This window comes from Delftia sp. DT-2, from assembly GCF_028401915.1.
Classification (GTDB): Bacteria; Pseudomonadota; Gammaproteobacteria; order Burkholderiales; family Burkholderiaceae_C; genus Comamonas; species Comamonas tsuruhatensis.
Genome location: NZ_JAQOTI010000040.1, coordinates 1 through 7,311 on the forward strand (window position 1 = coordinate 1; position 7,311 = coordinate 7,311).

The 7,311-nt window shown below is 67.7% G+C and carries 5 protein-coding genes and 2 tRNA genes; all 7 read left to right on the top strand.

The window, feature by feature from the left end; translation table 11 throughout:
- Nucleotides 1-77 (top strand) — tRNA-Asp (locus tag PO605_RS30530).
- A gap of 242 nt (nt 78-319) precedes the next feature.
- Complete coding sequence (locus tag PO605_RS30535; RefSeq protein ID WP_016450793.1) at nt 320-724, top strand: hypothetical protein; 405 nt, start codon at nt 320-322, stop codon at nt 722-724.
- A 226-nt stretch (nt 725-950) separates the two neighbouring features.
- Nucleotides 951-2,405, top strand: a complete 1,455-nt coding sequence (locus tag PO605_RS30540) for a TolC family protein (RefSeq protein WP_016451428.1) — start codon at nt 951-953, stop codon at nt 2,403-2,405.
- 41 nt (nt 2,406-2,446) lie between these two features.
- Nucleotides 2,447-3,664, top strand: coding sequence for an efflux RND transporter periplasmic adaptor subunit (locus PO605_RS30545; protein ID WP_016450795.1), 1,218 nt, complete (start codon nt 2,447-2,449; stop codon nt 3,662-3,664).
- A 4-nt stretch (nt 3,665-3,668) separates the two neighbouring features.
- A complete protein-coding gene (locus PO605_RS30550; protein ID WP_047473784.1) occupies nt 3,669-6,758 on the top strand; it encodes an efflux RND transporter permease subunit in 3,090 nt (1,029 codons plus the stop codon).
- A gap of 16 nt (nt 6,759-6,774) precedes the next feature.
- Nucleotides 6,775-7,110, top strand: a complete 336-nt coding sequence (locus PO605_RS30555) for a P-II family nitrogen regulator (RefSeq protein WP_016450797.1) — start codon at nt 6,775-6,777, stop codon at nt 7,108-7,110.
- Nucleotides 7,111-7,236: 126 nt separating this feature from the next.
- Nucleotides 7,237-7,309, top strand: a tRNA-Ala gene (locus PO605_RS30560).
- The last annotated feature ends 2 nt before the right edge of the window (nt 7,310-7,311 follow it).

The following is a 7,311-nucleotide window of genomic DNA, read 5'->3' on the forward strand; positions in this document are numbered from 1 at the left end:
GGAGTGGTAGTTCAGTTGGTTAGAATACCGGCCTGTCACGCCGGGGGTCGCGGGTTCGAGTCCCGTCCACTCCGCCAGATTCCTTGTGCAGACCCTCGTGTTTGCGCAGACAAGAAGCCACCGCAAGGTGGCTTTTTTGTTTCTGGTTGTTGCAGTTTTCGGTGTGACTTCTTCACATGGAAAGCCTTTGTGCACAAAACACGATCTATTGCCCAGATTTTTTAAGGGCAAACCCGGAACTTTCCCTCAACATTCGTAACAATAGACGGTGTCCTGTTTGCAGGGCGTCCATCTTTCACCGACTCGTCTGCCCCGCTCCATGCGCCTTGCGCCATCGTTTGTCTTTTCGTTGCTGATGCTGCTGTCCATCTTCTGTGGGCAGGTGGCAGCTTCGGCATCTTCCGATGGGTTGGAAGGCGATGGCCTGCTGGCGCACCATCCCGTCGTGACCATCGATGAGGAATTCCTCGAGGAACTCGCGGAAGTGGAGGAAGACGACGAGACCGAGTTTGCCGAGCTGACGGCACACAGCGGCAACAAGCGCCAGCTGCTGGCCCTGCTGGCCTGCGGCGAGGACCGTTCCGCCGAGATGTACTGGCCGCCCGAGCCCATCGCCGTGCAGGTGGTGTCGCTGTGGGCCCCGCCTTCGACCTATTCCCAGGCGCACCTGTCGCCCGCCCCGGGCCAGCTGCTGCGCCCTCCAAGACCTTCCCTGCTCGGCTGACCGCATATTGCGGCGCAGGCATGCCTTGTGCCCCTTGCGCCCCTTGTCGGCTGACGCATCCCACTGCCTGATCACTGCTCGTGCGCGCCTTGCTGGCGTGCACGCCATGCCGTCGTCCGCGCGCTGACTGCGCACGGCGCGGCCATGCCCGTTCCTGCGTGGTCCGCAGGGAAGGGCCCATCTCTTACTCAACCCCTCGACTGTCGCTTTGCGGCAGATGCATGCCATGGTGAATCCAACGGTATTGGCGGGAATGGCCCCCGCCCGTTTTCCATCCTGTTCGCGCAAGGTCCTGCAAGGCGCGATCTGCAGCCTGCTGGTGGGCTGGGGTGCTGGCGCTTCGGCGCAGGCCCATCCCCCTGGCAAGCCCCAGGCGTCCCAGGCGCCCCTGACGCAGGCGGCTCCGGCCGCCGCCGAGGCCGCCGAGGCCGCGGCGTCCCGTACGCCGATCGTGCCGAAGGCCGGTTCGGCCGCAGAGGCGCCTTCGGTGGCTTCGGCCGCCGCACAGCGCCTGCCCCAGCTGAGCCTGAACGAGGTCGTTCGCGCCGTGCTGGACCACAACCCCGATCTGCGCGCTGTCGAGCAGTCCCGGACCACGGCGCGCGCAGGTGTGGTCAGCGCCTCGGCGCTGCCCAATCCCAAGCTCGAATGGAACCAGGGCCGCAACAGCGCCCGCGTTCCGGGCGCGGCAGCCGGCACGGTGCAGGGCTGGGCCGTGGCCTTGCCCATCGAGAACCCCGCCGTGCGAGGTGCGCGCGTGGAGGCCGCGAGGGCAGGCGAGCAGGGCTCGGTGCACTTCGTGGCGACCACGCGCAATGCGCTGGTGGCCCAGGTGCGGCTGCGCGCCTACGAGATGGTGCTGCGCGAGGCGGAGGTCGAGGCCGCCAAGGAGGCGGTGCGCCTTCTGGAGCAGGCCCATGAGCGCGTCCGCGTCCGCGTGGACAGCGGCGAGGCGGCACGCTACGAAATCATCAAGGCCGATGCCGAAATCATCCAGGCGCGCCAGCAGGAGCAGACCGCGCGGCTGCGTGCCGAGCAGGCGCAGCTGGCGCTGGGCCGCCTGGCCGCAGGCCAGCTGCCCGTGCGCTTCCGCCTGGATGTGTCGCTGGAGGATCCGCTGCGCATCGAGGACATGGGCGAGATCGATCCCATGGAGCATCCCGAACTGCGCCAGCTCAAGGCGGAGGTCGAGCGTGCCCAGGCGCGGCTTGACGGTGCCAAGGCCTCGCGCTGGCCGGGCGTGGAGCTGCGCTACGGCCAGACGCGCGAGCCCGATGTGCGCCTGAACACGGTGGGCGTGAGCATCCAGATCCCCTTGCTCGACCAGCACCGCGGCCCCATCGACGAGGCGGCCTCCGAGCTGGAGCGCGCGCGTCTGCAGCTGGAAGGCCGGCAGATCGAGCTGCGCCAGCAGACGCTGCAGGCCTGGAAGGAGCTGGAGATGGCACGACTGCGCACCCAGGCACTGAGCCAGGGTTCGGTGCGCGAGGCCGAGTCGGCCCTGCGCGTGGCCGAGGCCGCCTACCGCTTCGGCGAGCGCGGCATTCTCGATGTGCTCGATGCGCAGCGCGTGCTGCGCTCCATCCGTGCAGACCTGCTCGACGCGCGCTACCAGCTGCAGGCGGCGCGCATACAGCTCGAATACCTGGCGGGCCGCTACGACGATCCGTCCGCGCTGTGAAGCGCGCCGTCCCTGCCTCACACCCGAAATCAGAAACGAACATGTCCTTGAATATGCATCCGCAACCCATCGCCGCCCGCGCAGGCAGCAGCACCTTGGTGAACTCCCTGGCCCTGGCCGGCCTGCTGGCCGCAACGCTGGCGCTGAGCGCCTGCGGCAAGAACGAAGAGGCCGAAGCCAAGGCGGCGCCCGCAGCGGCCGCTGCGCAGGAGCAGGACCCGATGGAGGTCCGCGTCACCGCCGAGATGGCGCCCAACTTCGCCGTCAAGCCCGTGGCGCAGGCGCAGATCGCGCTGCTGCAGGAGGTGTCCGGCCGCATCGAGGCCAATGAGCGCCAGGTCACCCGCATTGGCGCGGCCGCCACGGGACGCGTGACCGAAGTGCTGGTCGAAGTGGGCGACCGCGTGCGCGCGGGCCAGGTGCTGGCCCGCGTGGCCAGCCCCGAGCTGACCACCGCCCAGCTGGCCTATCTGCGTGCACACTCCGCCGCCACGCTGGCCGAGCGCGGCGTGGAGCGCGCGCGCCAGCTGATCGCCGCCGATGTCATCGGCTCGGCCGAGCTGCAGCGCCGCGAGTCCGAGCTGTCGATTGCGCGCGCCGAGCAGCGCGCTGCCGGCGACCAGTTGCGCCTGATCGGCATTCCCGACAGCGCCATCGCCCAGCTGCGCGACAAGGGCACGCTGCAGTCGCATGCGGCCGTGCTGTCCACAGGGGCCGGCGTGGTGATCGAGCGCAAGGTCAGCTCCGGCCAGGTGACCCAGCCCGGCGATCCGCTGTTCACCGTGGCCGACCTGAGCAGCGTCTGGGTGGTGGGCGCGATCCCCGAGCAGATGGCCAGCGGCGTGCGTGCCGGCCAGGCCGTGGAGATCGCCGTGCCCGCCCTGGGCGAGCGGGTGCTGTCGGGCCAGATCGTGCATGTGGGCGACACCGTCACGCCCGAGACCCGCACCGTCACCATCCGCACCCAGGTGGACAACCCCGAGCGCGACCTCAAGCCCCAGATGCTGGCCACCATGCGCATCCAGGGCGAGGTGCGCCAGCTGCTGGCCGTGCCGGCCGAGGCCGTGGTGCGCGAGAACGACCGCGACCATGTCTTCGTCAAGAAGGGCGAGAACCACTACCGCCTCACGCCCGTCGAGCTGGGCACCGCCAGCGGCGGCATGCGCCCCGTGAACAAGGGCGTGGCCGATGGCACGGTCATCGTCACCACGGGTGCCTTCCACCTGAACAACGAGCGCAAGCGCGCAGAGCTGGAGTAAGCCCATGATCGCTTCCATGATCCGGGCCGCACTGAGCCAGCGGCTCATCGTGATCGTGCTCTCGCTGGTGCTGTGCGGCTTCGGCCTGCGCGCCGCCATGAATCTGTCGGTGGATGCCTTTCCTGACGTGACCAACGTCCAGGTCCAGGTGGCCACCGAGGCGCCAGGCCGTTCGCCCGAGGAAATCGAGCGCTTCGTGACCGTGCCGCTGGAAATCGCCATGACCGGCATGCCGGGCCTGGTGGAGATGCGCTCGCTCAACAAGAGCGGCCTGTCCATCATCACCCTGGTCTTCACCGATGCCACCGACGTGTACTTTGCACGCCAGCTCGTCACCGAGCGGCTGATGGAGGTCACGCCGCGCATGCCCGCAGGCATCATCCCCGTGCTGGGGCCGGTGTCCACGGGCCTGGGCGAGGTCTACCAGTACACGCTGGACCATCCCGACGACGGCAAGCGGGCCCTCACGCCCGAGGAGCTGACCGAGCGCCGCACCATCCAGGACTGGGTGGCGCGCCCGCTGCTGCGCTCCATTCCCGGCGTGGCCGAAATCAACTCGCAGGGCGGCTACGTCAAGCAGTACCAGGTGGAGGTCGATCCCGGCCGGCTGCGCCACTACGGCCTGTCCGTGCGCCATGTGGTCCAGGCCATCGCCGACAACAACGCCAATGCCAGCGGCGGCATCCTGCCCCAGGTCACCGAGCAGTACCTGATCCGCGCCGTGGGCCTGGTCCAGTCGCTGGATGACATCGGCAACATCGTTCTCAAGCAGGAAGGCGGCGTGCCGGTCTTCGTGCGCGATGTGGCCGAGGTCCAGCTGGGCCAGGAAGTGCGCCAGGGCGCCATCATCAAGGGCGGCTATACCGAAGGCGTCTCCGGCATCGTGCTGATGATGCGTGGCGGCAATGCCAAGGAGGTGGTCACCCGCGTGAAGGAGCGCGTGCAGGAGATCAACTCCAAGGGCATGCTCCCCGGCGGCCTGCAGATCGTTCCCTACTACGACCGTACCGACCTGGTCGACTCGGCGCTGTGGACCGTGGGCAAGGTGCTGATCGAGGGCATCCTGCTCGTGGTCGTGGTGCTCTTCATCTTCCTGGGTGACGTGCGCTCCAGCCTGATCGTGGTGGCCACGCTGATCATCACGCCGCTGACCACCTTCATCATGATGAACCGCTGGGGCATCTCGGCCAACCTCATGTCGCTGGGGGGGCTGGCGATCGCCATCGGCCTCATGGTCGATGCCACCGTGGTGGTGGTGGAGAACGTGTTCCACAAGCTCGGCCAGGCCGGCGACAGCATGGGCGCACGCGTGCGCACCGTGCTGTCGGCCACCACCGAGGTGGCCACGCCCACCATCTTCGGCATCGCCATCATCATCCTGGTGTTCCTGCCGCTGATGACGCTGCAAGGCATCGAAGGCAAGATGTTCGGCCCGCTGGCGCTGACCATCGCGATCTCGCTGGCGGTCTCGCTGGCCGTGTCGCTGTTCCTGTCGCCCGTGCTGTGCTCGTACTTCCTCAAGGGCGGCGCGGACCATGACACGCGCCTGATCGCCTTCCTCAAGCGCCACTACCTGCGCCTGCTGGACCTGGCCACCGCGCGCAACCGCGCCACGCTGGCCGTGGCCGTGGCGCTGCTGCTGGGCTCGCTGGGGCTGTTCCCGCTGCTGGGCAAGTCCTTCATGCCCACGATGAAGGAGGGGGCGCTGACGCCGCAGATCAACCGCGTGCCCAGCATCTCGCTGGACGAATCCATCCGCATGGAAATGGCGGCGATGAAGGCCGTGGCCGAAGTGCCCGGCGTGCTCAGCGTGGTCTCCAAGCTGGGACGTGGCGAATCGCCGGCCGATCCCGCAGGCCCCAACGAGTCCGACCCCATCGTGCTGCTGGACCCCAAGTCCGAGCGCACGCAGGACGAGATCGACGAGGACATCCGCCAGCGCCTGTCCTCGATCCCGGGCGTGCAGATCGTGCTGTCCCAGCCGATCTCCGAGCGCGTGGACGAAATGGTCACGGGCGTGCGCTCGCAACTGGCCATCAAGGTCTTCGGCGACGAGCTGAGCGAGCTGCGCGACGTGTCCGAGCAGGTCGCACGCATCCTCAAGAGCGTGCCGGGCAGCACGGACATCCGCGTCGAGCGCCTGTCAGGCCAGCAGGCTCTGACCGTGGATATCGACCGCAAGGCGATCGCCCGCCACGGCCTGAACGTCACCGACGTGCAGGGCGTGATCGAGTCGGCCATCGGCGGCAAGGACGTCACCACGGTCTACGAGGGAGAACGCCGCTACAACGTGGTGGTTCGCTTCCCCGAGCCGTTCCGCGGCTCGCCCGCCGCCATCGGCGCCACCTTGCTGACCACGGCCACGGGCGCCCAGGTGCCGCTGAGCAGCGTGGCCCGCATCGAGCTGGTGGACGGCCCCGCGCAGATCAGCCGCGAAGGCGGCAAGCGCCGCGTGGTGGTGGGAGCCAACGTGGAAGGGCGCGACCTGGGCGGCTTCGTGACCGAAGTGCAGCAGCGCATCGACAGTGAAGTGCAGTTGCCCGATGGCTACTACTTCAAGTACGGTGGCCAGTTCGAGAACATGGAGCGCGCCATGGGCACGCTGCAGGTCATCGTGCCGCTGACCATCGTGGCCATCTTCTTCCTGCTGTTCCTGCTGTTCAACTCGGTCAAGCTGGCCGGGTTGATCATCCTGGTGCTGCCCTTCGCCTCCATCGGCGGCCTGCTGGGCCTGTTCGTCACGGGCGAATACGTGAGCGTGCCGGCCTCGGTGGGCTTCATCGCGCTGTGGGGCATTGCGGTGCTCAACGGCGTGGTGCTGGTCACCTGCATCCGCAAGCTGCGCGAAGACGGCATGGACGTGGCCGATGCCGTGCGCGAAGGCTGCGTGCAGCGCTTCCGCCCCGTGATGATGACGGCCACCGTGGCCCTGCTGGGCCTGGTGCCCTTCCTGTTCGCCACCGGCCCCGGCTCGGAGGTGCAACGCCCGCTGGCCATCGTCGTGATCGGCGGACTGATCTCGTCCACCCTGCTCACGCTGGTGGTGTTGCCGACCCTGTACCGCTGGTTTGACGAAAAACCGCTGGAAGCCTGATGAAGGAGACACTGCAATGACCATGAAGGAAATCCGGGCCATCGTGCGCCCCAGTCGCCTGGAGCGCCTGCGCGACGCGCTGCGCGCCATTCCCAACTTCCCCGGCGTGACGCTGTTCCGTGCCGAGGGCTTCACGGCCCCGGCGGCCATCGACAAGCGCAGCGTGAAGGAGGAGTTGACCGACTTTTCCGACAAGATCATGGTCTGCGTGCTGGCCGAGGCATCCATGGTCGAGCCCATCCGCGCGGCCATCACCTCGGCCTGTCACTCGGGCCAGGTCGGCGACGGCCTGGTCTGGGTGGTGGACATCGCCGAGATCCACCGCATACGCGACGGGCAAAGCCTGGCCTGACCCGGGCTGCAGCAGGGCGCCGGAATGCAGGGCGACATAAAAAAGTCATGCATTCCGGAATTGCCCCAAAAACGCTGTGCTACAATTTTTGAATCGCAGCAACGAAGCAGTGCAACGTTGCAGCAAGGGGGTATAGCTCAGCTGGGAGAGCGCTTGCATGGCATGCAAGAGGTCATCGGTTCGATCCCGTTTACCTCCACC